The organism is Kribbella soli, from assembly GCF_004331345.1.
GTDB lineage: Bacteria > Actinomycetota > Actinomycetes > Propionibacteriales > Kribbellaceae > Kribbella > Kribbella soli.
Genome location: NZ_SJJZ01000001.1, coordinates 2,324,814 through 2,351,111 on the forward strand (window position 1 = coordinate 2,324,814; position 26,298 = coordinate 2,351,111).

A 26,298-nucleotide genomic window follows, 5' to 3' on the forward strand; every position below is an offset into this window, starting at 1 on the left:
GTTCTGTCCCATGATCATCGTGACAGCTGCACTGAAGGGCGGGGTCGGGAAGACAACCACGTCGGTGTACTTGGCCGCGCTGGCATCTTCCAATCGTCGCACAGCCACTCTGATCGACGCCGATCCGCAGGGTAGCGCCGCGGACTGGATCGCGGAGTCCGAGGACGACCAACTGAACCGGATCGAGATCGCGGAGGCGCCGACCGAGCGCCTGCTGAGCAAGGCGGTGGACAAGGTCCCGCCGGAGGGTATCGGCATCGTCGACATGCCTCCGTCCCACGAGCGGATGCTCAACAAGGCGCTGGAACGGGCCCGGATCGTGATCCTGCCGACGCGGGTCGGCGGGGTCGAGACTCCCCGGGTCAAGGCGGTGCTGGAACTGGTTCCCGACCACATCCCGGTCGGCCTGGTGATCTGCTCGGCGCGCACCTACACCCGTTCGTACCAGGAAGCCATGCAGCAGTACGCAGAGGAGAACATCCCGGTCTGGGGCACCATCCCCGAGCGGGTCTCCATCACCGCGGGGCCGACCGGACCGCTCGCGGCCGACGGCCTCGAGTCCTACAAGAAGGTCTGGCGCAAGATCCTCGCCGCCGCTCGCAGCTGACGCTTCGCCGGTAGTGCTCCGTTCAGCGTTGGAGGGGTGGTTCGCCTCGAACGTACGAGCGGAGCACTGTGGCGGCCGCGCCGCGGGCCCAGTCGTCGAAGGTGTGGGAGCGGAGCATCAGCCGGCAGTCCCCGGCCGCTCCGAACGCATGCTCCGCGAACGCGCGCCGCATCCGCTCCTCGTACAGGTCGTACTCCGCGACACCCTCGCCGGCGATCATGACCAGCTCCGGCCCGACCAGGTTCACCATCGCGGCCAGCGCGGCACCGATCACCTCACCGGCCCGGTCGAACGCCTCGCGCGCCTGTTCGTTGCCCTCGTGCGCCAACTTGATCGCACCGGCCAGATCCAGGTCCGCCTGCCCGGTGGTCTCCCGCGTCCGCGTCAGGATCGCGTCCGACGACGCCACGGTCTCCACGCAACCGCGTCGGCCGCAGGTACACACCAGGTCGCCCGGCGCGAGTGGCAGGTGGCCGAGCTCGCCCGAGACGCCGTACGCGCCGGACACCACCTCGCCGTTGATGTAGAGCCCGCACCCGATACCCGAGCCGATCGTCACGACGGCGAACGAGTCCGCGTTGACCCCGGCACCGAACCAGTGCTCCGCCACGGTCAGCGCGCGGACGTCGTTCGACACGACGATCGGTACGCGGACCCGTTTGCCGAGCAGCTCCGCGACCGGGACGCTGCGCCAGCCCATCAGCGGTGAGTCCCGCACCACACCGTGAGCTGCGTCGACATCGCCCGACACCGCGATCCCGATCCCGGCGAGCGGACCGGCCACCGCCGTACCGGACTTGAGTGCGGCGATCAGGGCCTTCACCTGCCCGGCGATCTGCTCGATCACCGCCTCCGGGTCGGTGCTGTCCAGTTCCTCGTGCCGCACGTTGAGAATGCCGGCGGTGAAGTCGGTGGTGACACCGATCAGGCTCGTCGGCGTGACCTTGACGCCGATCACCGAGACGCTGCTCGGTACGACGGTCAGCGGGCTGACGGGCCGTCCGATCCCGAGCTGGCCGTCGCCGTCGGCCGGGGCTGCCTGATCGGTGACGAACCCCGTCTCGATCAGCGGCGCGACCGCCTTCGTCACGGCCGCCTGCGACAGCCCGGTCCGGCGCGCGATCTCCACCCGCGGGATCGGTCCCTGGGTCAGGATCTTGGTCAGCACCTCGACTCCCGCCGGAGTGGCCAACGGGAGTGGACGATGAGGACGCAGCGGCACGAGAACAACTTACCGGCGCGTCATGCCTCCGCGCCGGTTTCTGCCAGTGTTGGTGAGGCGAGTGCCCAGCGGATGGTTCGGGTGAGTCCGTCGCCGGCGGCCCGTACGACGGTCTGCTCGGCCAACGGGAGGTACGGAAGCCGCAGCGGCAGTCTGGTCCACCATGGCAGTAGCCCGACCGCAGCAGCCGTCAGTACGCCGTACGCGGGTCGTACGGCCCACGGCACCGGCGGGTGCACCAGCATGAAGCGGGCCGCCTGGCGCGCTTCCGTCGTACCGCGGAGCTCGGGCTGGTACTGCTTCAGCAGGTGCTGCAGCTCGGCCACCGTGGTCGGCGGGTCGATCACCCCGAGTTTGCCGGCCACGAGCGCCGCATCCTCGACGTACTGGTCCTGCTCAGCCGCAGTGAGCGGATGCGCGCCGTACCGCTGGTGTGCGGCGAGGAAGCTGTCCACCTCGGCCACGTGCACCCACTTGAGCAGGTGCGGGTCCGACGCCCGGTACTTCACCCCGTCCGGGCTGGTCCCGCGGACGCGCTCGTGTACGGACCTGACGTGGGCGATCGCCTCTTCGGCGTCCGGGATCGCGCCGTACGTCGTGATCGCCAGGAAGTAGCTGGTACGCCGCAGACGCCCCCACGGATCGCCCCGGTACCCGGAGTGCGCCGCCACGGCAGCCATTGCCAGCGGGTGTAGCGACTGCAGCAGCAACGCCCGAAGTCCTCCTGCGAACATCGACGCGTCCCCATGCACCCGCCGGATCGGGCTCTCCGGCGCGAACCAGCGCGGACCGGGAGTCTTGTGCACCCGGTCGCGCTCGGCGTGCGGATCCGGCCCCGCAACCTTCGTCAAGATCATCCGCGCGAGCCCGTCGCGCAGCGGGTTCAGCTGGCTGACTACCACACCACCACTAGACCACGTCGACGAAAATCGGGTTGGTGTAGAGCCAGGTATCGAGCCAGGGGTCGCCGTCGTTGTCCGGGTGCTGGATCGGCCCTGCCGGGTCGATCCGGCTGCCCAGGTACCCGGGCCCGTTCCGCCTGCCGTCGCTGCCGCGCACCCGGACGTAGTGCGACCGCTCCGCGCGTCCCAACGGGATGCGGACCTCGTACGTGCCCGACTTCCGCCGTACGTCGACCTGCTCGACCACCCTGGTGTCAGGAGCCTTCCAGCTGTCCCGGTCCGCGCTCGGACCGGTCACCACACCGCGGATGACGTCTACATGCGCCAGCTTCGGCAACAGGCCGTGATAGTTCGGCCGGGACGCACTAGTCACGGTGACGCGCAGTTCGAGCCGCTGCGACTTCTGGACGCGCAGCCGTCCGCCCAGCGTCGCACCACGCTGCCGTGAACCCACTGGTGCCAGTCGTACGTCGATACCGTCCACAAGCTGCCCGTGGTCCACCCACACGCGTCCGGCCCGCAGAGCGGCCATCACCTCGAGGTAGCCGTACCTGGTGACGCCGACGTGGGTCCTGCTGAACTGACCGGGCCAGAAGTCGCTGCCCGGCTGCGGTACGCCGGAGTCCGTCGGCGACGGCTTCCACCCGAGGCTGTCGAAGTTCTGCCCCTCCGGGAACTCCCCGTCCTTCCAGGTGTCCCAGATGGTCCGGTGGTTGTCGCTGTTGGAGGTGATCGAGAACAGCCGGCCTTCGGCGAGCATGCTGTCCCACAGACCGCCGACGGTCGCGGTCGCCCAGTCGAAGCCGCCGTACGTCCGGTAGGCGTCAGCCGGGTAGCCGGCGTAGCTGCCGGTTCCTGGTGCGTTGACGTACTCACCGCGCTGCGCGTGCGTCGACCCGCGGTACGCGACCCACGCCGGGTCCGCGTCGCCCTGGGAACCAGGTGCGCCTTCCATCCCGATACAGACACCGCTGTCCCGCCAGGCGCGCAGCTCGTGCGGCGCATCGATTCCGAGGCGCATCGGATGGTTGGCGAGCACCAGTACGTCGTCGACGTACCGCGCCTGCTTCTGCGCGGCCAGCCACTGCAGGGCCTTGACCGCATGCAGTTCGTTGTCCGGTGTGTCGGCCGAGCGGCTCGTCAGCTTGCCGTCGTACTCGCGCTCGAACTGCTGGAGCAACGAGACGTTGTTCGCGCCGGGGGCCACGAGGACGGTGCCGTGCTCGGCGGCCGGGATGTACCACTCGAGCCCCTGGAAGATCAGCATCCGCGGGTTCTCCGCACGAGCCTTCAGGACCTCGGCGTTCTCGGCCGCCGCGCCCTTGTCGGCATGCCCGAAGTTGCTGTGCTCGGTGAACGCCATCCAGTCCAGCCCGTACTGCGCACCGCGCTGCGCGAGCTGGCTGAAGTCGTACTTCGCGTCGTGACTGTACCTGCTGTGGACGTGATGGTCCCCGGCCAGATAGACGAGCTCAGGATCGCTGTCCGAGTACGCCGTACTCGCAGCCGCCTCCTGTGTCGTCACAGCGGCCGCCGCGAACCCTGCCCCGAGCAGCCCGGCACCGCGCATCAGGGTCCGACGCGACACCCCCTGCGGATCCAGCTCTTGATCCGGAACCTTCGGATCAGCCCACTCCGGTACCTGTTGCGTCGCCATGACGCGCAACCTTGCTGGTCCTGACAAACCAGGTCAAGGCTCCGAGTGACTCCTGGGTGAATGTTCGGCTTCGAGAAGGGAGTAGAGCACGGAATCGCGCCAGGCGCCGTTGGTGAAGACGTGGTCGCGGAGGTGGCCCTCGTAGGTGAAGCCGAGGCGCTTGACGACCGCGATCGACGCCTCGTTCTCGGGGCCGATCGCGGCCGTGACCCGGTGCCGGCCGAGGGCGCCGAAGGCGAAGCCCAGCAGCACCCGGGCCGCGTCCGTGGCGTAACCGTGGCCCCAGTGGTCCGCGCCGATCGCGTAGCCGAGCTTGGCGGTCCACGACCCGCTCGGCGCGATCCGGCCGAACCCGATCACGCGATCGTCGTTCGGCCGGGTCACGGCGAGCATGTAGTCGGGACGGTTCTCCTGCGTGGTCCGCGCCACGATGGCGGCCAGGCTCTGCTCGGCCTTGGCGCGGTCGTAGCTGTCGAACGCCATCCAGGTGGTGACCCGGTCGTCACCGGCGATGGCCAGATAGTCGTCGAGGTCGGTTGTCCGGAATTCCCGCAGTACAGTCAGCCGTCCGCTGAGCTCCTCCATCCGCGCAGGCTACCGGGGGTAGGTCTGCATCGGAGTCCGGGTGAAGGTCTCGATCTCCTCCTGAAGCTCGCGGGCGTCGTCGGCGCGACCGGACTGCCGCAGTGCCTGGTGGACCCGGCGGGCCGAGTGCACGACGCCGTTGATCCGGCGCTCGGTCGGAAGCGTCAGCACCGGGGCCAGCGCGTCCGCCGCGCCGTCCAGCTCACCGCTCGCGATCCGGGTGATCGCCATCGCGGCGTGGCTGCCGGCAGCGTCGCCGAACGCCCACTCCGGGTGGTTCTGGTCGGTGTACGCGTCGACGGCCTGGCTCGAGTACCGCTGGGCCTGCTCAACCTCACCGGGCAGCTGGGCGAGCGCGTCGGCGGCGTAGTACAGCTGCCGGTTGCGGCCGAAGGTGCACAAGCCGCCCATGTCGTCCAGGTCGTCGTTGTGGACCGAGTTCCACGCCTCTTCGGCGCGCTCCAGGGCGGCGCGGGTGGCCTCCGGGTTACCGAGCGCGGCCCAGGCGCGGGCCTCGCTGACCGGGAGCCAGACGCTGGTGGTGCTGTTGGCCTGCTCGGCGTACCCGGCGCCGAGCTGCGCGTACCGCACCGAGTCGTGCGGGTTGCCGGCCCAGTAGGAGACCAGGGACTGCAGGCCGCGCACCCAGGCGCGCAGGCCGTGGTGGTCGGCGTTGTCAGCACACATGAACGCGGTTCGCGCCTGGGTCAGCGCGGCGTGCGGGTTGCCGAGGTCGTGGGAGGCCTTGGCGAGCAGGCCGCCGGTGACGCCGGCAAGGAAGTACAGCTGGCGGTGGTGGTCCGGGCGCTGGCGGCTCTCCAGCAGGCCGAACACCAGGTCCTGCGTCTCGACCAGCTGGCCGAGGATCTCCGGGAGTGGACGCTGCGGGTACGCCTGGGCGGCGTGGCGTACGTCGTCGTACACCTGTTCCATGGCCTCGCTTCCGAGACCGGACTGGGCCGCGAGGGCAAATGCCCTCGCGCGGCTGGCAGCCATGTCGAGAACCTCCATCTCATTACCTGTCGTGATCCGTCCACTCGCGGCAGGTGCCGGCACCACCTGGGCGGCCTGTTCCGGCACGTACGGCGCGAGGAGTTCCTCGACCGGCTTGCCGAACAGACGTTGCAGGGTGCGCCGGGTCTGAGGAGTGGTCCCCGCACGCTCGCCCGATGCGAGGCGACGCAGGTGCCGCTCGGTGATGGTTCCACCCAGCTCGACGAACTCGGCGACGATCTCGGAGTAGGTCTGGTTCCGGCGCTGGATCAGGTGCGCCAGGACCGTCTTTGGCGCATACCTACTCGCCATCGTTCCTCCCGTTCACGTCAGTCAGACGTTGTCTCGACTTGTGCCCCACGACAAGGTGCTGTCCCCCAGATGTCCGCGAGAGGACCGGAAGAGGTCCGGCAAAGGTCCGGTCCAGGTCCTAGAGCGGTCACGTTGGGCTCGTGCACCATTACTGCCATGACAACCAGTAAGTCCAACTGGTTGCAAGGCCTGAGAGTTACGGGGTGAGAGTTGTGACCATCGCGGAAATGACGTCGAGGCAGCACCGGCGCAGAGTCCGGGTCTGGTTCGGCGAGCACGTGATCGCGCAGTACGTCGCGGAGGCGCCCCTGGCGGCCCGCTACGAACAAGCGATGCGGCGCCGTTTCGCCGGTCTCAAGGTCACCAACGATCTGCTCGGCCCGCTCGACCCGACCGACTGAAAGACCGCAGATTTCCGGGTCCTCCTCAGACCCGGTCTGCTGACCCTGGAGTCTCCTCACGTTCAGGGTCGGCGCTTGGAAGGTCCGTGGCACTCCTCAGTCCCGGACGAAACCCAAGGTGCGGTCCGGAGCACTCCTCAGCTCCGGACCGCACCGCCCTCCCGACCCGGCTGGGCTTGGCGGCTGAGTTCCCTGTATCGCCGCCGCCCAGCCGTTCCAACCCACCTCCTGGCCGACACCTCGGGCCAGGCAGGGCCGAGTGTCCTGGGCGGTAGGACACCGGAGGCTCCCGACACCTCACCGGGAACCTCCCCCTTGAGGTGGCTGGCTCCGAGTGTGAGCGCCGCGCCTGGGCGGTCACACTCGGAGCCTTTTCACGCCAGGTTGGCGGCCATCCGGCGGAGTACGCCGACCGTCGCCAGGTACTCCGAGTCCGAGATGCCGGCCGCGACCCGCCGCCGCTGCGCCTGAACCTTCGCGCTCAGCGCCTCCAGCGCGCGCTCACCGTCAGCCGTGAGCGTCTCGCCGGTCAGCCAGCCGCGCTCGACCAGCGGGTTCGTGACCGCGACGAGCTCTTCCACGCCGGACAGGAACGGCGAGAGCGCCTCGGCGACCGTCTCCCGTCCTGCCGCGGCGTTCAGCGCCTGCCATTGCCGACGTGTGAGGCCGTCGTCGGCGAGGACCTGCTCGAACGACTCCTCGAGCAGGCGGTCGACCTCCTTCAGCCACCAGCCGATAGGCTTGTTGTCATCCGACATATACATGTCAATGAGCATATAGTTGGAGTCAGGCATGGACAAGAGGGACCCGGTCGCCGAGGTCGAGGCGGCGATGATCGCGATCCGCCGGCGGCAGACCCGCCGTACGTTCGCCGTCCAGTCCGGCGGACCCGACCCGGTCCAGGAGGTCCTCGACGCCATCGAGGCGGCCGAGCCCGACCCGGTCGGCGTCAACGGCGTCGCCACCGCCCTCGGCGTCGACCAGCCCCGAGCCAGCAAACTCGTCGCCGCCGCAGTGACCGCAGGCCTCGTACGCCGAGAAGCCGACCAAGCCGACGGCCGCCGCACCAACCTGGTGCTGACACCCGCCGGAAGAGCCCAACTGGAAACAGTCCACACCCACCGCCGCACCCACTTCGCCGCCGCCATGTCGGAGTGGACCCCCGAAGAACGAACCGCCTTCGCAAGCCTCCTGACCCGCTTCCTCACCGCCCTGGACCGCTAGCTGTGATGCCCCAGGTCCGGTGGTCAGGAACTGAGGCAGCGAACAGGAACCGGAGGCGCTCGGCCAGCTCTTCGGAACATTTTTGGCTCTACGCGCCAATTTCTTTCCGGAAAGCAGCCGGATCGAGCGGTGGTGTGGTCAGATGTCCGCTTCTGGTCCGCTGCAGGCGCGCTCGGTTCCCGCCCAGGCGGTGGCGGTGATGCCGACCTCGACCTCCAGGCCGGACGCCCCCTCGTCGACCTCTTGCCGCCGGACTGCAGGGTTGGCTACGTAGACGGCGAACGGGGCGTCTGGTTGTACGTCGGGTTTGCCGGCGGCCCAGCCTTCTGCGTGGATCTCGCCGGCGTACTGCATGCCGAGGCGTTTCATGACGGCTTGGGATGCGGTGTTGACCTGTTCGGTCAATGCGATCACGGACGTCGCGTTCAGGGTGTTGAAGGCGTACTCGAGGCCGGCGCGGCCGATTTCGGTGGCGAGGCCGCGGCCGCGGGCGGACTCCACCAGGGCCCAGCCGAGTTCGAGGCCTGTCCAGTCGGGTCCTACCAGTGCGGCGATGGCCTCGGCGGTCGGCGTACCGGCGGGGATTCGGGACATTCCGCCCCGCCCGGCCAGCGCGCCGGTCGATCGCTCGTAGGCGATCCACTTGCCCACCGAGTCGCGGTCCCAGCCGGTCTGCTGTTCGACGGCACGCGCGGCTGCCTCCTCCGGTGACCACGACCCGTCGTACCACCGGGCCACCCACGGGTCCGCGTACAGCCGCACCAGGTCCGCCTCATGTCCGGGCAGTACCCCGTTCGGACCAGTGATCGGCTCCAACCGGAGGCGGTCCGTGAAACGCGTCCGGACCACATGCGCCACCAGCTCCCGCAGCCGCCGGTCGCCGTCGGTCCGGTTCGCCATCAGCAGGTCAAGGTCGCCCGGTCCGGCCCACGCGGACGCATCGTGCTTGCCGGCTTCGAGGCGCGGTCGGGTCAGGTCTCCGTCGACGGTGACGAGGTAGTCGACCTCCCGTCGTACCCGGCCCTCCCACTCCCATTCCCAGTCCGCGACAGTCCAGACGATGTCGCGGACCTTCCAGCCGGTCTCCTCCTCGACCTCCCGCGCCAGCGCCTCTTCAGGCGTCTCCCCCGCCTCCAGATGCCCACCGACGATGTCCCAGATCCCCGGCAACAACCGACGATCCGCCGTACGCCGCTGCAGGTAGACGCGATGTTGCTCGTCCCGGATCAAGGCACCAACACAGTCGACCGCACGCATGCCGCCAACCTAGCCCGCGCCCCGGTGCGACGCCGGTCAGCGCGATCCCCAGTCGATGTAGCGCGGTGCCGTCGGTAGCGACAGGATCTGTTGCGGGTGGCCACCGCCGTCGGCGCGGAGCTTGGTGAGTGCGAACGTCCCGCGATCCTCGAGGCGGTAGGTGATCCAGCGCCCATCGGGTGAGGACGAGCCGGTGAAGGCGTTGACCGCACCGCCGCTGAAGCGGGTCAGCAGCCGCAGCCCGGAGCCGTCCGGGCGGATCGTCGCCACGTTGGCCGACGTACCGGCCGGCTGGCGGTCGGCGTGCGTGATGATCGCGATCCGCGAGCTGTCCGGTGCCCAGTCGTGCTTGACGCCGACATCGAGCGAGTACGACGTCAGCTGCCGCAGACCCGACCCGTCGACGCGCATCCGGAACAGCGCCTGTTCGACCGCGCCGACCCTGACTCGGACGAACGTGATGTACCTGCCGTCGGAGACACGTTCGCATCGGTGTCGTAGCCGGCGCCCGGGAAGGGGTTCACCGTCAGTTGCCGGCGTCCGGTGCCGTCGGTCCGCATGATCGCGATCCCGTCCTCGGAGTCGAAAACGATCCGGCCGCTGCCGTCCTGACGCACGGTGAACAGTTGCACCCCGGCGCCCGCCTCCGCGGAGTACGCGATCCGGCCGTTGTCACCGGGAGCGGTTGCAACGAGACCGTCGAACAGGACTTCAACCGGTACGCCGAGCTGATCCGCCGTCCCGGTCACGCCGGAGTACTCGCGATGCACACTGCACCGGAGCCGCCGAGTCCTCGGCTGCACGAGATCCTGCGCCCGCTGGGGTACCGAACTGCTGGCGCTGATGAGCTAGCGGACCGGGTGTTCGGTGATTCGGTTCGGCATGAAGAGGACTGCGGCTACGAGGAGGAGGGCGGCTGCGGCGGCGCCGTAGTAGACGTCGTGGATGGCGGGGGCCAGGATCCCGGCGGGCACCTTCTCCAGATCCGCGTGGTCGTCCCCCAGCCGAGCCGCGACGACGCCGTTCGCGACCGCGCCGAAGACCGCGACCCCGACCGCACTGCCGACCGAGCGAGCGAACATGTTCGCCCCGGTCACCACACCGCGCGTCTGCCATTCGACCGACGACTGCGCCGCCACGACCGACGGTGACGCGGAGAACCCGAGCCCGATCCCGATGATGAAGCAGGCCGCAGCGAGGTGCAGTACGGCGCTCGTGGCGCTGACCGTGAGCAGCACACCGGATCCGAGTACGACGATGAGGGCGCCCATCGTCATTGTCGTACGGAAGCCCACGCGCAGGTAGATCCGCCCGGCGAGCGACGCCGCGATCGGCCAGCCCAGCGTCATCGCGGCGAGCGTGAACCCGGCGACGAGGGCCGACGTACCGAGGACGCTCTGGGCGAACAGCGGCACGTACGTCGACAGCCCGATCATCAGCAGCCCGATCAGCAACGCGGCCGAGTTCGCCGAGTTCAGGACCCGCTGGCCGAGCACCCACAGCGGCAGGATCGGCTCGGCCGCGCGCCGCTCGACCAGCACGAACACGACCAGCAGTACGACGGCCGCGGCCAGGATCACGACGCTCGTCGGCGAGTCCCAGGCCCACATCACGCCGCCCTCGAGCAACCCGAGCAGCAGCAGCGAACCGCCGATCGCGAGCAGGATCGCGCCGGCGTAGTCGATCCGGTGGCTGGTCTTCTCCGCCACCTTCTCCTCGAACCGGCGGACCAGCACCCAGGCGGCCGCCATCCCGAGCGGGATGTTCACGAAGAAGATCCACCGCCAGGAGATGAAGTCCGAGAACACGCCGCCGAGCGTCGGGCCGACGAACGACGAGATGCCCCAGACGCTGGCGATGTAGCCCTGCACCTTGGCCCGCTCCGCGACCGTGTAGATGTCGCCGACGATCGTCATCCCGATCGGCTGGATCGCGCCGGCGCCGAGCCCCTGGATCAGCCGGAACGCGATCAGCGCGGGCATGCTCCACGCGAACCCGCACAGCACCGACCCGAGCAGGAACAGCCCGACGCCGAACAGCATGATCGGCTTCCGCCCGCGCTGGTCCGCGAGCTTGCCGTAGATCGGCACCGACACGGCCTGCGCGAGCAGGTAGATCGAGAACAGCCAGGGGAACTGGGTGAACCCGCCGAGGTCGGCGACGACGGACGGTACGGCGGTGGCGAGGATCGTCGCGTCGATCGCGACCAGCCCGACGCTCAGCATCACGGCGAGCAGAATCGGGCCTCGCTCCGACCGAAGTCCGACACCCGTCCGGTCGATCCGCTCCGTAGTCATATCACCAACCAATGTATGTGAACCGACAACTATTCCCCTACCTACAGCCCGCCCACTGGACGTCCCCTGGTGTACGACGAAGCGGGACGGTCGAGTGCAAGACGAGAGCGGCGGAGGTACGACGCGCCCGGCCGGGACGGTGGGCTCACGGGCGGTTACGCTCCGGTGGGTGAGGATGCGGGCACTGCTGCGTGGCGTCGTGCTCGTGGTGACTGTCTCGCTCGCATTGGTGCTGCTGCCGATCGCGATCAACGTCGGCACCGGCGGCACCGCACCGGCCTTCCTCGAGCCGTACGTCGGCTGGGTTTGGCCGGCGATCGGGGTGCTCTGGGTCGTCGCGGTCCTGACCGCACTGTTCGAGGTTCGCGACCGCCGCCTGCCGACCATCTCCAACCGGGGTGCCGACCAGCCGCGCAACCGCCCCAACGCACTCGCCCGCATCGACCGGTACTTCTCCGAACGTCGCGCCGGCTCGCTCGCCGAGCGCACCCGCGTCGCCCTGGCCCTGGACGAGCACCCCGGCGTAGTAGTCCGCCCGTACGACCTGGTCGTCCAGCCACTCGACAGCGCACCGCGGCGCGTTCCGAACGAGGCCGACATCGCAGGTGTCTTCGACGAGCTCCAGGACTCGATGCTGATCCTCGGCGCACCTGGTGCCGGCAAGACCACCCTGCTCCTCGACCTCGCCCGGAACCTCGCCAAGAAAGCCCATGTCAACAAGGATCAGCCCATCCCTGTCCTGGTCGATCTAGCTGGTTGGACCGCGCAGTCGTCACACCGGAAGGACGACGACCCTGGTGACAGCCCAATAGTCGCGGGCTTCGTTCGCTGGCTGCTGTACGAGCTGAACGATCGCTACGGCATCCCACCCGCCGTCGGACGCACCTGGCTGAGCAACGGCGAGCTGACCCTCCTGCTCGACGGACTGGACGAGATCGCCGAGCCGAACCGTGGCAAGCTCGCACCGGTCCTGGAGGAGCTCCGCCGCAACTACCGGATCGGCCAGCTCGCAGTCACGTGCCGAACGAACGATTACGAACGCCTCCCCCACAAGCTGCAGCTCTTCGGCGCAGTACACATCAGACCGCTCACGAGAGAACAGGTCCTCGGCTACTTCAGCACTGTCGGACCAGCACTCGACGGTGCGCGCGCTGCGATCGAGCAGGACGACGCGCTCTGGGAGTTGGTCAACTCGCCACTGATGCTCAACGTGATGGTCCTGGCGTACCAGGGGCGAGCGCCCGAGGAGGTGGGCGCCCGTGGCGTCGCGGACCTACGCAGGGAGCTCTTCGACACCTACATCTGCGAAGTCCTCGCCCGAAACCGCCAGACCGCGAGACAGTACGACGCCAAGACCGCCGTACGGCGCCTGTGGTGTCTGGCCTGGTGGACTCGACGCCGTGCCGGCGACCGGACTGCCGTACCGCGCTGGATGGTGCCTGACGGGTGGTACGGGTTGTCGCTGCCTGAGGTGGACTACCTGACCCACGCGGTGTGCCTGCCTGCGCTGTTCGCTGCACTGACTGCCGGCGTGACGCTGGTGATGCTCGCGCAGTACGGCGTACTCGCCGGACTCGCAGTCGCGGGCGCTGCGCTGTTGCTCGTCCACCTCCTGCCACACCCCTGGCAGAAGCGCGAAGGGAGCGGACCGGACCGCATACCGCTCTTGGCCCTCATCCTGTTTGCAGGTACGGCGATAACTGTCACTGTGACTGTTGCCGCGCTCGGACTGGTCGAACTGCTCACTGCCAAGCCCGCACTCGTTGTCGAGGCCGCGGTGATCGCTGGAGCCTACGGTGTCGAGCTGATCGTGTTCCACGACAACCGGCGGCGGCTGCTGCTCGGCGTACGGCTGGCTGTGGTCGTGGGGGCGAGCTGGATCACCCTGAGCCTCGGTGACGCCACCGCGTTCGCCTGTGGGGTGGCGATCGGCCTCCTGGTTGCTCAGGCGATCCGGATGGTGAAGTCGCTGCCGACCGACCACCTCCCGACCACAGCCGACAAGGGGTGGCGGATGGACCCGTGGGTCGCTGGCGGAGCTGTTGCCGCGTTCCTGGTCGCACTGGTCCTTGGAGCGGACCTGGCATCGCCGCAACTGGAGGCGGTCGCCGGCATCGTTGTTGGCACGGTTGCAGCGAAGGCCTGGCGTCGCCGTCCGCCTGTCCTCGCCGGACCACTGTCCCGGCTGCTGCATGACTCGCTACTCCGCTGGACCGGGTACCTACCGTGGCACCGCCGAGCCTTCCTGCAGTACGCCGCCGACCGCCACGTACTGGCCCGCACCGGACGTGCGCAGTACTCGTTCATCCACCTCCTCGTCCGCGACCACCTGGCCGAGTGCACACCGGACGAACTCGCAGCAAAGGTCGACCGTCGCATCACAGAACGCACAGCGCGCACTCAAGCCGGTTCGTTCAGGGCGTAGCCGATCAGGCTGCTGCACAGGACCAACGCGATCAGTGTGCTGAGAGCCAGACGCAGTGAGGTGTGCTCCGCGATGGTGCCGAGGACCGGGGTCGCCACACCGCCGATGCTGACGGCGAGGCCGAGGGTCATGCCGCCTGCGGTGCCGACGCGTCCGGGGAGGAAGTCCTGGCCGAGCGTTACGTGCAACGAGAACGGGATCGACATCGCGATCGCAGTCGCCGCGAGGAAGCCGAAGAACGCTGGTCCGGGCACGAACACCAGGCAGGCGAGCGCCGGTACTGCGACGGCGTACGACGTCCGCAGCGTGCGGACCCGTCCGTAGCGGGTGGCGAGGCGGCCGCCGAGGAGCGTGCCGAGTGCACCCGCTGCGAAGAGGATGAACAGCGCGACGCCGCCGGTCGTCGTACCGCCGCCGACCCGCTGGCCGGCGTACAGCGCGATGAAGGTACCGAGGCCGACGAACACGATCGACCGGCAGATCATGATCAGCGACAACCGCAGGAACGACGGCCAGTCGTCCGTTCCTTCGCTGTGTCCGCGGCTGACTGCGACCGTGGCGCGCGAGCGGACCGCCCACGTGGTGATCGCGGCGCCGAACAGCGCGGGTGCGACGAGCAGTGGCGTCAGCGACAACCCGCCCGCGGCGATGATCGGTGTGACCAGGATCGGCGCCAGCGCGAACCCGACGTTCCCGCCGACCGAGAACCAGCTCATCCCGACGTGGCTGCCGCCGCTCACGACGCGGGCCATGCGGGCGGCCTCCGGGTGGTACGCCGCGACGCCGAGCCCGGACAGCGCAGCCGCCAACCACATGAGCCAGTAGGTCTGTCCGACCCCGAGGAGGGCGATGCCGAGACCGGCGGTGGTCATCGCGACCGGGATCAGCCAGGTGAGCGGGCGGCGATCGGTCAGTACGCCGAACACGGGCTGGACGACCGACGAGAGGAGCGTCGCGGCCAACGTGATGCCGGAGACCGCGACGTACCCGAGGCCGCGCTCGGCGACCAGGAACGGTACGAGCGCCGGAACGCAGCCCTGGTAGATGTCCACGCACGCGTGGCCGGTGGCCATCAGCCCGATCGGTCGAAGTCTCCGCACCCCTCGATCGTCACGGCCCGGCTTGTTGTCCGGCTTCCGATAAAATGCCAATTCATGCCGGAAACCCGCCAACGTCCCGCGACCACCGGCCACCGCCCGATCCACGCCGGTGGCGGGATCGAGCCGCACTGGCACGACCGCAACCAGATCGTGTACGCCGGCCGCGGCGTCCTCTCCGTCACCACCGACGCCGGCAGCTGGGTAGCCCCCGCCACCCGAGCCATCTGGATCCCAGCAGGCACCCTCCACCAACACCGCGCGTACGGCGAGACCACACTCCACACGGTAGGGCTGGAGGAGAACCCACTAGAACTAGACGCCCCGTCAGCCCTGGTAGTGAGCCCTCTCCTCCGAGAGCTGATCCTCACGTACACAGGTCCTGCAGAGAACCCACCTGATGAGTTGCAGCGCTTGCGTGCTGTCTTGCTTGATCAGTTGCGGCGGTCGCCTCAGCGACCCACCTATCTACCTACGCCACGTGATGCTCGGCTCGCAGCCGTTTGCGACCTGTTGCGCGAGAACCCCACGGAGGGCAGGACGCTGACGGAGCTCGGGCGGGAGGTTGGTGCGAGTGAGCGGACTCTCAGCCGGCTGTGCAGAACCGATCTGGGGATGACCTTCCCGCAGTGGCGGACTCAGCTGCGGTTGCACGAGGCGCTCCGGTTGCTCGCCGAACGAGAGTCAGTGACCCGTGTGGCTCACCGGACCGGCTGGGCGTCGACCAGTGCGTTCATCGACACTTTTCGGCGCGCCTTCGGTCACACACCCGGCTCACGTAGAGCCTGATCGAGGATGCGGCTCCACTGGCGGACAATGCCGCGCCGGCGCGCGCTGTCGTCGGTCAGTAGGTCGGCCAGCCCGAGACCGCGCGCCATGTCGAGCACGCCCTGCACGGTCTCCCGCACACCAGGCGTCCGCTCGCTGATGTCCAGCACCTCCAGCAGCGCCCGGTGCGCCTGCCGACCCACATGTGACTCCAGCCGCACGATCTGCTGCCGCAACGCGTCCTCTGTCGACGCAGCCACCCACAGGTGCAGTGCGGCCCGGAACAGCGGACCGGTGTACACGTCCGCCAGCATCCCGACGATCGCCTCGGTGCGCCCCGCCCCGCTCGGCAACGCAGCAGCCTGCGCGCGGATCTCCGCCAACCGCACCTCGGTCATGTACTCGACCGCCGCCGCGAACAGGTCCGCCCGTGTCGGGAAGTGATGCTGCGCCGCGCCCCGCGACACCCCGGCCCGCGCCGCGACGACCGACACTGTCGTCGCGGCGTACCCGACCTCGGCCAGCGACTCGACCGAGGCCTCCAGCAACCGCTGCCGCGTCGCCCGCGACCGGTCCTGCTGGGGTGTTTTGAGAACCTCACTCACGCGCGGCCTCACGAGCCCGCAGTTCCCGCCGCAGGATCTTCCCGGACGCGGCCTTCGGTACGGCGTCGATGAACTCCACCTGCCGGATCTTCTTGTACGGCGCCACCCGCGCGGCGACGTACTCCATGACATCGTCCGCCGTCAGCGTCACTCCCGGCATCGGCACCACGAACGCCTTCGGTATTTCGTTGCCGTCCGCATCGACCCCGATGACGGCCGCGTCCGCGATCCGGTCGTCGGTGAGCAGCACGGCCTCCAGTTCGGCGGGCGGCACCTGGTACCCGTGGTACTTGATCAGCTCCTTCACCCGGTCCACGACGTACAGGTATCCGCGCGCGTCCACCCGCCCGATGTCGCCGGTGTGTAACCAGCCGTCCGGGTCGATCGTCGCGTCCGTCTCCGCCTGCCGTCCGAGGTACCCCTTCATCACCTGCGGCCCGCGGATCCAGATCTCGCCCTCGTCCGTGTCGTTGCCGTCGGCCCCGACCAGTCGCATCTCGGTGGACGGGAACAGCTTCCCGACCGCACCCGGCGGCGGCTCCTGGTCGTCCTGCGGTACGGCGTGTGTGCCCGGCGACAACTCCGTCATCCCGTAGGCCTGCAGTACGGCGTGCAACCCGAGCCGCTTCGCGCACGCTTCGGCCAGCTCACCGTCCAACGGCGCCGCCGCGGACGTCACGTGCTTCAAAGCAGACAGGTCGACGCCGTCCACGGCCGGATGCTTCGCCAACGCCAGCACGATCGGCGGCGCGACGAACGCCCGCGTGATCCGCTGCTCGTCGAGCGTGGTCAGGAACTGCTGCAGCTCGAACTTCGGCAGCACGACGACCGTCGCGCCGAGCCGCAGCGGCAGGTTCATCAGCACCGACAGCCCGTAGATGTGGAAGAACGGCAGGATCGCGATGATCCGCTCCTGCTCGGCGAGCGTGATCATCACCTCCGCCTGGGAGATGTTCGTGGCGATGTTCCGGTGCGTGAGCATCACGCCCTTGGCCGCGCCGGTCGTCCCGCTCGAGTACGGAAGCACCGCGACGTCCACCGCCGGATCGATCGTCACCACCGGCTCCGGACCCGTGGACGCGAACAGCTCCTGCACCGACCGGTAGCCCTCGGCCTGGTCGCAGACGAGGATCTGCTCGACCCCGGTGCCCTCGATCGCCGCGGTCGCGACCGGCAGGAACGGCGAGATCGTCACCAGCAACTTCGCCTTCGAGTCGATCAACTGCTTGTGCAGCTCGTCCGCGGTGTAGAGCGCGTTCACCGTGGTCACGGTCGCGCCGGCGCGGGTGGCGCCGTAGAACACCACGGGGTACAGGATCGTGTTCGGGCTGTAGAGCGCGACCACGTCGCCGTGCCGGATGCCGAGCTCGGCCAGACCGGCTGCGACCCGCCGGGTCAGGTGGTCCAGCTGGGCGTAGCTGAGCTCCTTCCCGGTGACGCCGTCGACCATCGCCGGCCTGTCGCCGTACTCCTGGGCTCTGCCGAGCACGGCGTCGTGGATCGGTACGTCGAGCACCTCGACTGGCGGGAACTGACTCGTGATGATCATTGCCCCACTCCTTCTAGTACGACTTGGGCAGTCCGAGGCTGTGCTGTGCGACGAAGTTCAGGATCATCTCCCGGCTCACCGGTGCGATCCGCGTCGCGCGAGCGGCGGCGACCAGCGAGGCGACGCCGTACTCGACCGTCATACCGTTCCCGCCGAGCGATTGCACTGCCTGATCGGTCGCTCGTACGGCGACCTCGCCGGCGGCGTACTTCGCCATGTTCGCTGCCTCACCGGCTGCGAGATCTTCGCCCGCGTCATACAAAGCTGCGGCCTTCTGCAGCATCAGGCGGGCCAGTTCGAGCTCGATCTTGATCTGCGCAAGCGGGTGCGCGAGCCCCTGATGCGCGCCGATCGGAGCCCTCCAGACCTGCCGTTGTTTGACGTACGCCGTGGCCTTGTCCAGCGCGTGCCGGGCGATGCCGACCGCGAACGCGGACGCCATGATCCGCTCCGGGTTGAGGCCGGCGAACAGCTGCATCAGTGCCGCGTCCTCGGACCCGACGAGCGCTTCGCGCGGCAGCTGTACGTCGTCCAGGAACAACGCGTACTGCTTGTCCGGGCTGATCAGGTCCATTTCGATCTGCCGGAACTCCACGCCCGGTGCATCGATCGGCACGATGAAGAGCGCCGGCTTGAGCTTCCCGGTGCGAGCGTCCTCGGTGCGCCCGACGACCAGGATCGCCTTCGCTACGTCGAGTCCCGAGATGAACACCTTGCGCCCGGTCAGCGACCAGCCGTTCTCGGTACGGCGGGCCGTGGTGGTGATCTGGTGCGAGTTCGAGCCGGCGTCGGGTTCGGTGATCGCGAACGCCATGATCGTCGTACCGTCGGCGAGACCCGGGAGCCAGTGCTGCTTCTGCTCGTCGGTGCCGAAACGCGAGATCACGGTGCCGCAGATCGACGGTGACACGACCATCATCAGCAGCGGGCAGCCGGCCGCGCCGAGCTCCTCGAGGACGATCGACAGGTCGGCCATGCCGCCGCCTCCGCCGCCGTACTGTTCGGGAAGGTTCACGCCGAGGAACCCGAGTTTGCCGGCCTCCAGCCACAGTTCGGTGGTGTGACCGCCGGTACGAGCCTGCTGGTTGAACCACTCGTACCCGTACTTCTTACCCAGCTCGCCGACGACCTTCCGCAGCTCTGAGCGCTCTTCCGATTCGACGAAGCTCATGCTTCCTCCCCAACCACTACGAGTACGGCGCCGACTTCGACCTGTTGTCCTGCTTCCACCTTCAACTCACCGACGACCCCGTCCGCCGGAGCCGCGATCGTGTGTTCCATCTTCATCGCCTCCAGCCACAGCAGCGGCTGTCCTCGTTTCACCACGTCACCGACCGCGACGCCGACCCGGATCACGGTCCCCGGCATTGGCGCCACCAACGACCCGGCTGCGACCTGGTGAGCCGGATCCACGAACCGCTCCACTGGATGCAGCGCGACGCTCCCCAGCGACGAGTCCACACACGTGATCCCGTCGTACGCCGCCACGTCGAAGGACCGTCGTACGCCGTCCACCTCCAGCACCACCCGCTCTGGGCTGGTGTCCAGGAGCGTGATGTTGCCGTCGACAACCAAACCGTCACGGGTCAGCCGATAGGCAACCTCATGCTCTACGTCGCCCACGCGGTAGCTCTTGCGCTGCGGCTGCGACGCCAGGTTCCGCCACCCGCTTGGCACGCGCACCGGAGCCGCCCGCCCGGCCGCATCCGCCAGCGCGGCCGCCAACGCCGACACCTGCACCACCGCGTCATCGACCCCCGGCCCCACCCCGTGCTTGTCGAAGAACGCGGTGTCGGTGTCACCCGCGAGGAACGCCGGGTGCCGGAGGATCCACGTCAGCAACTCGCGGTTCGTCCCGACCCCGTGGATCGTTGCGCGTTCCAACGCCCCGGCGAGGTTTCGTGCGACCGCAGTGCGATCGGGACCGTAGGCGATCACCTTCGCCAGCATCGGGTCGTAGTACGGCGAAACCTCCGACCCGTCCTCCACCCCGGAGTCCACCCGCAGCTCACGTGTGCCGACCTGGAACGCATGTAGCGTCCCGGTCTGCGGGCGCCAGTCGTTCAACGGGTCCTCGGCGTACAGCCGAACCTCGATCGCATGCCCGACCGTCGGAGGCGGATCCACCCGCAGTCGTTCACCCGAGGCGACGTCGAACTGCAGTGCGACGAGATCCAGGCCCGTCGTCTCCTCCGTGACCGGGTGCTCGACCTGGAGGCGGGTGTTCATCTCGAGGAAGTAGAACGCGCCGTCCTCGTCGGCCAGGAACTCGACCGTCCCGGCGCCCACGTAGTTGATCGCCGCGGCCGCCTTCCGTGCCGCGTCGAACAGCTCCGCCCGCATCGACGGAATCCGTTCGACGAGCGGCGACGGGGCCTCCTCGACCACTTTCTGATGGCGGCGCTGGATCGAGCACTCGCGTTCGCCGACCGCCCAGATCGTGCCGTGCTGGTCGGCCATGACCTGCACCTCGATGTGCCGCCCGGTCGCCAGGTACCGCTCGCAGAACACGGTCCCGTCGCCGAACGCCGACAACGCCTCCGCCGAGGCCGCATCGATCTCCGCGGCGAGATCCTCCAGCCGCGACACCACCCGCATCCCACGCCCGCCACCGCCGGCCGACGCCTTCACCAGCACAGGTAGATCGGAAGCCGATACCTCGGCCGGTGTCAGCTCGGCGAGGACCGGCACCCCGGCCGCTGCCATCAGCTTCTTCGCCTCGATCTTCGACCCCATCGACGAGATCGCATCCACCGGCGGCCCGATCCAGGTCAGCCCCGCATCGATCACTCCCTGCGCGAACGCGGCGTTCTCGGACAGGAACCCGTAGCCCGGATGTACGGCGTCCGCGCCCGCCCTGCGCGCCGCCTCGACGATCAGTTCGCTGCGCAGATAGGTCTCGCCCGGAGCGTTCCCCGGCAGGTGTACGGCGGCATCCGCCTCGTCGACGTACGGCATCCGCGCATCGGCTGTCGAGTAGACCGCGACCGTGGACAGGCCGAGCGCACGAGCAGTCCGGAAGACCCGGCGAGCGATCTCGCCCCGGTTGGCGACGAGCACGGACTGGATCACGCGCGGCTCCTGAGTCATCGGGCTCACATCCGGAAGACACCGAAGGAGGATGTGCCCTCCACGGGTGCCGAGTGGATGGCGGACAGGCAGATGCCGAGGACGGTCCGGGTGTCACGGGGGTCGATCACGCCGTCGTCGTACAGGCGGCCGGACAGGAACATCGGCAGCGATTCCGCCTCGATCTGCCCCTCGACGTACGCCCGCATCTGCTGGTCGGCCTGCTCGTCGTACGGCTGCCCCTTCGCGTCGGCCGCCGCCCGCGCGACGATCGACAGTACGCCGGCCAACTGTTGCGGACCCATCACCGCCGACTTCGCCGACGGCCATGCGAACAGGAACCGCGGATCGAACGCCCGCCCGCACATCCCGTAGTGCCCGGCGCCGTACGACGCGCCCATCAGGATCGAGAGGTGCGGCACGCGAGAGTTGGAGACCGCGTTGATCATCTGCGCGCCGTGCTTGATGATCCCGCCCTGCTCGTACTCCTGCCCGACCATGTACCCGGTCGTGTTGTGCAGAAAGATCAGCGGCGTGTTCGCGCGATTCGCCAGCTGGATGAACTGCGCCGCCTTCTGCGACTCCTCGCTGAACAGCACCCCGCGCGCGTTCGCGAGAATCCCCACCGGGTACCCGTGCACCGACGCCCACCCGGTCGCCAGCGACGACCCGTACACCGGCTTGAACTCGTCGAACACCGACCCGTCCACCACGCGCGCGACCACGTCCCGCGGATCGAACGGGATCTTCAGGTCCCCCGGCACGATGTCGAGCAGGTCGTCCGCGTCATAGACAGGCTCGTCGTACGACGGCGTGGGGGCGGGGCCCTGCTTACGCCAGTTCAGCCGCGACACGATCTGCCGCCCGAGCCGGATCGCGTCCGGCTCGTCCACCGCGAAGTAGTCGGCCAGACCGGACTTGCGGGCGTGCATCGAGGCGCCGCCGAGCGACTCGTCGTCCGCGTCCTCGCCGGTCGCCATCTTCACCAGCGGCGGCCCGGCCAGGAACACCTTCGCGCCGCCGTCGACCATCACCACGTAGTCGCTCATGCCGGGGATGTACGCACCGCCCGCGGTCGAGTTGCCGAACACCAGCGCGATCGTTGGGATCCCTTCGGCCGACAACCGGGTCAGGTTCCGGAACATCGCGCCGCCGGGGATGAAGATCTCCTTCTGCGTCGGCAGATCCGCACCACCGGACTCGACCAGGCTGATCACCGGCAGCCGGTTCGCCCGGGCGATCTCATCGGCTCGCAACGCCTTCTTCAAGGTCCACGGATTGCTGGCGCCGCCCTTCACCGTGGGGTCGTTCGCGGTGATCAGGCACTCGACGCCCTCGACAACACCGATCCCCGTCACCAGGCTGGCACCGACCGTGAAGTCCGAACCCCAACCGGCCAGCGGCGACAGCTCGAGGAAGTACGAGTCCGGGTCGAGCAACAGCTCGATCCGCTCCCGCACCAGCAACTTGCCGCGTTTGTGGTGCCGCTCGACGTACTTCGGACCACCCCCTGCGAGCGCCTTCGCATGCTCGGCGTCCAGCCCAGCAAGCTTCTCCAGCATCACCTCACGGTTACTCATGCAGTGAACCCCAGTCGTTTGGAGGCAAGGCCGGTCAGGATCTCGGTAGTGCCGCCGCCGATCGCGAGAATCTTCTGGTCGCGGTACTGGCGCTCCACCTCGGCCTCCCGCATGTACCCGAGACCGCCGTGCAACTGCAGCGCCTGGTCGCAGACCCACTGCCCGGCCTCGACGGCGGTGTTCTTGGCGAAACACGTCTCGGCGATCACGTCGTCACCCGCCTCAGCCCGCCGCGCCACATCGTGCACATAGACCCGCGCCACGGAGATCCGCCGTGCCATCTCGGTCAACGTGTGCTGCACGTTCTGCCGCGAAATCAACGGCCGCCCGAACGTGTCCCGCTGACGGCACCACTCGACAGTCAGGTCGAGCGCCCGCTGCGCACCGGCGTACGCCTGCACCGCCAACGTCAATCGCTCGGCGACGAAGTTCACCGCGAGCTGCACAAAACCGGAGTCCTGAGCACCCACCAGGTTCTCGGCCGGCACGCGAACATCGGTGAACGACAGCTCAGCCGTGTCCGAGCAGAGCCAGCCCATCTTCTCCAGCTTCCGCGACACCGCGAACCCCGGCGTACCGCGCTCGATCACCAGCAAGCTGATCCCGTGCGCCCCAGCATCGCCAGTCCGAACAGCCGTCGTCACGAAGTCCGCGCGACAACCCGACGTGATGTAGGTCTTCGCTCCGTTGACGACGAACACGTCGCCCTCGCGCCGCGCCGTCGTACGGATCGACGCCACATCGGACCCACCACCAGGCTCCGTGATCGCCAGCGCGCCGATCAACTCACCGTCCAGCGTCGGACGGACCCACCGCTCGACGTGCTGTTCGTTGCCCCCAGCAATGATATGTGGAAGGGCGATGCCGCAGGTCAGCAGTGACGCGACCAACCCGCCGGAGCCGCCTGCGTAGTGCATCTCCTCGACCGCTCCGAGCGCGTCGAGCAACGACCCGCCGCCACCACCGACCTCCTCGGGGAACCCGACGCCCAGCAACCCCAGGGCACCCGCCTTCTTGTGCAACTCCCGCGGCAGCTCGCCGTCCCGCTCCCACTGATCCAGATGCGGCAACACTTCCGCCGTCATGAACCGCCGTACGGACTCGCGGAAGTCATTCACAGCAGCACCTCCGGTACGTCGACGTACCGCGACCGCAGCCACTCGCCGAGCGCCTTCGCCTGCGGATCGAACCGTGCCTGCGCCGCGACGCCCTCACCCAGCAGGCCCTCGACGACGAAGTTCACCGCCCACAGATTCGGAAGCAGGTACCGCGTGACGATCAGCGGCTGCGTCTCCGGGAGGAGCTCCTCGAAGAGCTCGACCGTGAGGGTGTGCGCGAGCCAGCGCCACGCCTTCTCGTCGCGGACCCACACGCCGACGTTCGCGTCGCCGCCCTTGTCGCCCGAGCGTGCGCCGGCGATCCGGCCGAGCGGGACCTCGCGGGTCCGCGGCGGTCCGCTCGAGAGTTGCAGCAGCGGCATCGGCGCCTCGATGTCGTCGACGGACTGCAGCTGCTGGGTTTCCCGAGCAGGTTCGATGACTTGCCGCGACCCGTCCGGCAGTACGACGACGTGGTCCACCTCGTGGATGTCGACGTACCCGGCGCGGAAGACGCCGTAGGGCGAACCGTCGCCGGGCGGTGCGGTGACGTGGAATCCCGGGTAGCTCGCGAGCGCCAGCTCGACCGCCGCGTTGCTGAACGCGCGGCCGACGACCTTCGGATCCGGATCCTTCGCCGCGCACCGGAGGAAGACGCTCGCCTCCTCCTCGGACTCGGCGTTCGGCTTCTCGGTCCAGGCCAGTGTCCACTTCAGCTCGGTCGGCCGTTTCGGCAACGCCTGCTCGAGCTGCCGCTGCACCAGCTCGGCCTTCTGCTCCAGTTGCAGCCCGGTGAGCACGAAGTCGACCTCGTTGCGGAAGCCGCCGACGCTGTTCAGCGAGACCTTGTACGTCGGCGGCGGGGCTTCACCGCGGACGCCGGAGATCCTGACGCGGTCGGGCCCGTCGTCGTCGAGCTCGATCGAATCGAGGCGCGTGGTGACATCCGGACCGGCGTACCGGGCGCCGGTGATCTCGTACAGGAGCTGCGCCTTGACCGTGTCGATCGTGACCGCGCCGCCGGTGTTGTCGTGCTTGGTGATCACGCTGCTACCGTCCGCGTGGATCTCCGCGATCGGGAACCCGGGCCGCCCGAAGTCCCGGATCTCGGTGAAGAACGCGTAGTTCCCGCCGGTCGCCTGGCAACCGCACTCGATCACATGCCCGGCGACGACGGCTCCGGCGAGTTCGTCGTACTGCGTCCGCTTCCAGGCGTGATGTGCGGCGGCCGGTCCGACGATCACCGAGGCGTCCGTGACACGACCGGTCACCACCACGTCGGCGCCCGCCTGCAAAGCCTCGGCGATACCCCACGCGCCGAGATAGGCGTTCGCAGTCAGCGGTTCGCCCAGCCTGAGCTCCTTTGCGCGGCCGAGCAGATCGTCGCCCTCGACGTACGCGATCTTCGGATGCAGCCCAAGCTTGTCGGCCAGCTCTTGGATCGCCTGCGCGAGCCCGGCCGGGTTGAGACCCCCTGCGTTGCTGACGATCTTCACGCCGCGATCGAGCGCCTCGCCGAGCCCGGTCTCCAGCTGCTTGAGGAACGTCCGCGCGTAGCCCAGCGCCGGGTCCTTCAGACGGTCGCGGCCGAGGATCAGCATCGTCAGCTCAGCCAGGTAATCCCCGGTCAGCACGTCGAGCGGCCCACCGGTCAGCATCTCCTGCACCGCGCTGAACCGGTCCCCGTAGAAGCCGGACGCGTTACCGATGCGGATCGGCTCAGTCATGTTGTCCTGCCTGACGACCCTTCCCGGGCAGGCCGGCGAAGGCCTGGATGATCTCCAGCCACTCCTCGGCGTCGGCGCCCTCAGCCCGCACGGCGAGGTCGTCCCGGTGCCGGCGTTGCGTGGCGAGCAGACAGAAGTCCAGCGCCGGCGCACTCACCCGCTGGGCGGAATCCTCCGGACCCCAGGTCCACACGTCGCCGTCCGGTCCGGTGAGTTCGACGCGGAACGGCTCGGTGGGCGGCTTGCGGTCGTTGAGCAGGTACGCGAAGTCGCGCGTGCGGACCGCGAGGTGGGCGACGTGCCGCAGTCGGTTGCTCGGCTGCCGTTGTACGCCGAGCGCGTCGAACACGTCCTGCCCGTGCGCCCAGGTCTCCATCAGCCGCGCGGTCGCCATTGACGTCGGGCTCATCGGCGGGCCGTACCACAGGACCTTCTCGCCGGCCGGCACCTTCTTCAGCGCCTCGGTGACCTCGGCCCGGGCCTCCCGCCAGTACGTCAGGAGTTGGTCCGGTGGCAGTGCGGCAGTCTCCTCGGCGCCGTCATCGACGTACGTCGTCGGACTCGCGGCCGCTGTCTGCAGCGACTCCTTGAACGCCTCGGGATCGGTCGCGGCGAGCTGCGTCGCCTCGTCGGTCCAGGCCAGGTGGGCGATCTGGTGCGCGATCGTCCAGCCCTCGGCCGGCGTCGGCGTCGACCACTCCCCAGCGGCCAACCCACCGACCAGCCGATCCAGCTCCGCACTCTCGGCCCACAGGTCCGCCAGCACTTCGTCCAGTTGCACGCTGCACTCCCTCGCGAGGGGCTCGTGCAGCCGAGCGTCCCACGCTCAGGAAAAAGAATCAAGCGTGCTTGTTTTTGGGAAAGCGGACCGCCACGCAGGCGCAAGTGCCCATTTGGTCGCTGAAACCGGCGGCTGCGGGACTT

Annotated in this window: 24 protein-coding genes; 5 read left to right on the top strand and 19 right to left on the bottom strand. The window is 68.7% G+C overall.

Features of this window, described 5'->3' with window-relative positions; all coding sequences use genetic code 11:
• The first annotated feature begins 10 nt into the window (after positions 1-10).
• Positions 11-607: a ParA family protein gene (locus E0H45_RS11660; protein WP_131336903.1), complete on the top strand. Its 597-nt coding sequence runs from the start codon at positions 11-13 to the stop codon at positions 605-607.
• A 22-nt stretch (positions 608-629) separates the two neighbouring features.
• On the opposite strand, the gene E0H45_RS11665 is transcribed toward E0H45_RS11660, so the two are convergent.
• The 5 genes from E0H45_RS11665 to E0H45_RS11685 are packed head-to-tail and all read right to left on the bottom strand — an operon-like array spanning position 630 to position 6,278.
• Positions 630-1,829: an ROK family transcriptional regulator gene (locus E0H45_RS11665; protein ID WP_131336905.1), complete on the bottom strand. Its 1,200-nt coding sequence runs from the start codon at positions 1,827-1,829 to the stop codon at positions 630-632.
• Positions 1,830-1,849: 20 nt separating this feature from the next.
• Positions 1,850-2,731, bottom strand: coding sequence for an oxygenase MpaB family protein (locus E0H45_RS11670; protein WP_238154915.1), 882 nt, complete (start codon positions 2,729-2,731; stop codon positions 1,850-1,852).
• A 7-nt stretch (positions 2,732-2,738) separates the two neighbouring features.
• On the bottom strand, positions 2,739-4,388 hold the full coding sequence (locus E0H45_RS11675; RefSeq protein ID WP_131336906.1) for a PHP domain-containing protein: 1,650 nt from the start codon (positions 4,386-4,388) through the stop codon (positions 2,739-2,741).
• Positions 4,389-4,421: 33 nt separating this feature from the next.
• A complete protein-coding gene (locus E0H45_RS11680; RefSeq protein WP_131336908.1) occupies positions 4,422-4,973 on the bottom strand; it encodes a GNAT family N-acetyltransferase in 552 nt (183 codons plus the stop codon).
• A 9-nt stretch (positions 4,974-4,982) separates the two neighbouring features.
• On the bottom strand, positions 4,983-6,278 hold the full coding sequence (locus E0H45_RS11685) for an NsdA family TPR-like regulatory protein (RefSeq protein WP_130386590.1): 1,296 nt from the start codon (positions 6,276-6,278) through the stop codon (positions 4,983-4,985).
• 227 nt (positions 6,279-6,505) lie between these two features.
• On the opposite strand from E0H45_RS11685, the gene E0H45_RS42415 reads away from it, so the two are divergent.
• Positions 6,506-6,679, top strand: a complete 174-nt coding sequence (locus tag E0H45_RS42415) for a hypothetical protein (RefSeq protein WP_165546409.1) — start codon at positions 6,506-6,508, stop codon at positions 6,677-6,679.
• A 374-nt stretch (positions 6,680-7,053) separates the two neighbouring features.
• Here E0H45_RS42415 and E0H45_RS11690 read toward each other — a convergent pair whose 3' ends face one another.
• Positions 7,054-7,443: a hypothetical protein gene (locus tag E0H45_RS11690; RefSeq protein WP_202872257.1), complete on the bottom strand. Its 390-nt coding sequence runs from the start codon at positions 7,441-7,443 to the stop codon at positions 7,054-7,056.
• Between the two features lie 28 nt (positions 7,444-7,471).
• Between E0H45_RS11690 and E0H45_RS11695 the strand changes: the two genes are divergently transcribed.
• Complete coding sequence (locus tag E0H45_RS11695; protein ID WP_131336911.1) at positions 7,472-7,903, top strand: MarR family winged helix-turn-helix transcriptional regulator; 432 nt, start codon at positions 7,472-7,474, stop codon at positions 7,901-7,903.
• 138 nt (positions 7,904-8,041) lie between these two features.
• Here the strand turns inward: E0H45_RS11695 and E0H45_RS11700 are convergent, their stop codons facing one another.
• From E0H45_RS11700 to E0H45_RS11715, 4 genes are all read right to left on the bottom strand, one after another.
• On the bottom strand, positions 8,042-9,160 hold the full coding sequence (locus E0H45_RS11700) for a GNAT family N-acetyltransferase (RefSeq protein ID WP_131336913.1): 1,119 nt from the start codon (positions 9,158-9,160) through the stop codon (positions 8,042-8,044).
• 36 nt (positions 9,161-9,196) lie between these two features.
• Positions 9,197-9,571, bottom strand: coding sequence for a TolB family protein (locus tag E0H45_RS11705; RefSeq protein WP_131336915.1), 375 nt, complete (start codon positions 9,569-9,571; stop codon positions 9,197-9,199).
• The gene (locus E0H45_RS11710) at positions 9,538-9,909 is read right to left on the bottom strand and encodes a hypothetical protein (protein ID WP_165546410.1); all 372 of its coding nucleotides are present in this window, start codon (positions 9,907-9,909) and stop codon (positions 9,538-9,540) included. Before E0H45_RS11710 ends, E0H45_RS11705 begins: the two co-directional genes overlap by 34 nt.
• Positions 9,910-10,008: 99 nt before the next feature.
• The gene (locus E0H45_RS11715) at positions 10,009-11,457 is read right to left on the bottom strand and encodes an MDR family MFS transporter (protein ID WP_131336919.1); all 1,449 of its coding nucleotides are present in this window, start codon (positions 11,455-11,457) and stop codon (positions 10,009-10,011) included.
• Between the two features lie 175 nt (positions 11,458-11,632).
• Here E0H45_RS11715 and E0H45_RS11720 point away from each other — a divergent pair, with 175 nt between their 5' ends.
• A complete protein-coding gene (locus E0H45_RS11720; RefSeq protein WP_238154992.1) occupies positions 11,633-13,882 on the top strand; it encodes an NACHT domain-containing protein in 2,250 nt (749 codons plus the stop codon).
• Here the strand turns inward: E0H45_RS11720 and E0H45_RS11725 are convergent.
• Entirely contained in the window at positions 13,858-14,982 is a 1,125-nt protein-coding gene (locus E0H45_RS11725; protein WP_238154916.1) for an MFS transporter, read from the bottom strand. The two genes, E0H45_RS11720 and E0H45_RS11725, sit on opposite strands and share 25 nt — an antisense overlap.
• Positions 14,983-15,594: 612 nt before the next feature.
• Between E0H45_RS11725 and E0H45_RS43200 the strand changes: the two genes are divergently transcribed.
• Entirely contained in the window at positions 15,595-15,768 is a 174-nt protein-coding gene (locus E0H45_RS43200) for a helix-turn-helix domain-containing protein (protein WP_238154993.1), read from the top strand.
• Here E0H45_RS43200 and E0H45_RS11735 read toward each other — a convergent pair.
• From E0H45_RS11735 to E0H45_RS11770, 8 genes are read right to left on the bottom strand one after another with little or no spacing between them, the layout of a single operon-like run.
• On the bottom strand, positions 15,741-16,352 hold the full coding sequence (locus E0H45_RS11735; protein WP_131336923.1) for a TetR/AcrR family transcriptional regulator: 612 nt from the start codon (positions 16,350-16,352) through the stop codon (positions 15,741-15,743). The two genes, E0H45_RS43200 and E0H45_RS11735, sit on opposite strands and share 28 nt — an antisense overlap.
• Entirely contained in the window at positions 16,345-17,901 is a 1,557-nt protein-coding gene (locus E0H45_RS11740) for an AMP-binding protein (RefSeq protein WP_131336925.1), read from the bottom strand. The genes E0H45_RS11735 and E0H45_RS11740 overlap by 8 nt, the downstream gene beginning before the upstream one ends.
• 13 nt (positions 17,902-17,914) lie before the next feature.
• On the bottom strand, positions 17,915-19,072 hold the full coding sequence (locus tag E0H45_RS11745; RefSeq protein WP_131336927.1) for an acyl-CoA dehydrogenase family protein: 1,158 nt from the start codon (positions 19,070-19,072) through the stop codon (positions 17,915-17,917).
• On the bottom strand, positions 19,069-20,991 hold the full coding sequence (locus E0H45_RS11750; protein WP_202872258.1) for an acetyl/propionyl/methylcrotonyl-CoA carboxylase subunit alpha: 1,923 nt from the start codon (positions 20,989-20,991) through the stop codon (positions 19,069-19,071). Before E0H45_RS11750 ends, E0H45_RS11745 begins: the two co-directional genes overlap by 4 nt.
• 5 nt (positions 20,992-20,996) lie before the next feature.
• Positions 20,997-22,550 (bottom strand): acyl-CoA carboxylase subunit beta, encoded by a 1,554-nt coding sequence (locus E0H45_RS11755; RefSeq protein ID WP_131336929.1) that lies wholly within the window; start codon positions 22,548-22,550, stop codon positions 20,997-20,999.
• Complete coding sequence (locus E0H45_RS11760) at positions 22,547-23,668, bottom strand: acyl-CoA dehydrogenase family protein (RefSeq protein ID WP_131336931.1); 1,122 nt, start codon at positions 23,666-23,668, stop codon at positions 22,547-22,549. The genes E0H45_RS11755 and E0H45_RS11760 overlap by 4 nt, the downstream gene beginning before the upstream one ends.
• A complete protein-coding gene (locus tag E0H45_RS11765) occupies positions 23,665-25,374 on the bottom strand; it encodes an acyclic terpene utilization AtuA family protein (RefSeq protein ID WP_131336933.1) in 1,710 nt (569 codons plus the stop codon). Before E0H45_RS11765 ends, E0H45_RS11760 begins: the two co-directional genes overlap by 4 nt.
• A complete protein-coding gene (locus E0H45_RS11770; RefSeq protein WP_131336935.1) occupies positions 25,367-26,155 on the bottom strand; it encodes a TIGR03084 family metal-binding protein in 789 nt (262 codons plus the stop codon). The genes E0H45_RS11765 and E0H45_RS11770 overlap by 8 nt, the downstream gene beginning before the upstream one ends.
• Positions 26,156-26,298: the final 143 nt, after the last annotated feature.

Coding starts and splice junctions, on each gene's coding strand:
- E0H45_RS11750 (WP_202872258.1), bottom strand. CDS start 20,991: ATGACTCAGGAGCCGCGCGTGATCCAGTCCGTGCTCGTCGCCAACCGG.
- E0H45_RS11705 (WP_131336915.1), bottom strand. CDS start 9,571: ATGCGCGTCGACGGGTCGGGTCTGCGGCAGCTGACGTCGTACTCGCTC.
- E0H45_RS11720 (WP_238154992.1), top strand. CDS start 11,633: ATGCGGGCACTGCTGCGTGGCGTCGTGCTCGTGGTGACTGTCTCGCTC.
- E0H45_RS11740 (WP_131336925.1), bottom strand. CDS start 17,901: ATGATCATCACGAGTCAGTTCCCGCCAGTCGAGGTGCTCGACGTACCG.
- E0H45_RS11660 (WP_131336903.1), top strand. CDS start 11: ATGATCATCGTGACAGCTGCACTGAAGGGCGGGGTCGGGAAGACAACC.
- E0H45_RS42415 (WP_165546409.1), top strand. CDS start 6,506: ATGACGTCGAGGCAGCACCGGCGCAGAGTCCGGGTCTGGTTCGGCGAG.
- E0H45_RS43200 (WP_238154993.1), top strand. CDS start 15,595: ATGACCTTCCCGCAGTGGCGGACTCAGCTGCGGTTGCACGAGGCGCTC.
- E0H45_RS11700 (WP_131336913.1), bottom strand. CDS start 9,160: ATGCGTGCGGTCGACTGTGTTGGTGCCTTGATCCGGGACGAGCAACAT.
- E0H45_RS11695 (WP_131336911.1), top strand. CDS start 7,472: ATGGACAAGAGGGACCCGGTCGCCGAGGTCGAGGCGGCGATGATCGCG.
- E0H45_RS11745 (WP_131336927.1), bottom strand. CDS start 19,072: ATGAGCTTCGTCGAATCGGAAGAGCGCTCAGAGCTGCGGAAGGTCGTC.
- E0H45_RS11690 (WP_202872257.1), bottom strand. CDS start 7,443: ATGTATATGTCGGATGACAACAAGCCTATCGGCTGGTGGCTGAAGGAG.
- E0H45_RS11685 (WP_130386590.1), bottom strand. CDS start 6,278: ATGGCGAGTAGGTATGCGCCAAAGACGGTCCTGGCGCACCTGATCCAG.
- E0H45_RS11715 (WP_131336919.1), bottom strand. CDS start 11,457: ATGACTACGGAGCGGATCGACCGGACGGGTGTCGGACTTCGGTCGGAG.
- E0H45_RS11675 (WP_131336906.1), bottom strand. CDS start 4,388: ATGGCGACGCAACAGGTACCGGAGTGGGCTGATCCGAAGGTTCCGGAT.
- E0H45_RS11755 (WP_131336929.1), bottom strand. CDS start 22,550: ATGAGTAACCGTGAGGTGATGCTGGAGAAGCTTGCTGGGCTGGACGCC.
- E0H45_RS11680 (WP_131336908.1), bottom strand. CDS start 4,973: ATGGAGGAGCTCAGCGGACGGCTGACTGTACTGCGGGAATTCCGGACA.
- E0H45_RS11765 (WP_131336933.1), bottom strand. CDS start 25,374: ATGACTGAGCCGATCCGCATCGGTAACGCGTCCGGCTTCTACGGGGAC.